The 251-nt window shown below is 58.6% G+C and carries 1 tRNA gene; it reads right to left on the bottom strand.

Annotated features, from left to right (window positions below):
- Window positions 1-2 precede the first annotated feature (2 nt).
- A tRNA-Asp gene (locus GHO32_RS26350) sits at window positions 3-76 on the bottom strand.
- Between the last annotated feature and the right edge of the window lie 175 nt (window positions 77-251).

Genomic DNA, 251 nt, shown 5'->3' with positions numbered 1-251 from the left:
GGCGCAGCGGACGGGACTCGAACCCGCGACCCCCGGCGTGACAGGCCGGTATTCTAACCGACTGAACTACCGCTGCGTATCGCTCGGACTTGCGTCCGTTTGAAACTTTTAAAACCGTTGATCGAGAAGCTTCGGTGCTTTTCAATCGCAAGCCAGGCTAACCTGACTTGTACAAATATGGCGCAGCGGACGGGACTCGAACCCGCGACCCCCGGCGTGACAGGCCGGTATTCTAACCGACTGAACTACCG

This window comes from Pseudomonas sp. FSL R10-2189, from assembly GCF_009600325.1.
GTDB classification, from domain to species: Bacteria; Pseudomonadota; Gammaproteobacteria; order Pseudomonadales; family Pseudomonadaceae; genus Aquipseudomonas; species Aquipseudomonas helleri.
This window is presented reverse-complemented; position numbering and strand designations above follow the sequence as displayed.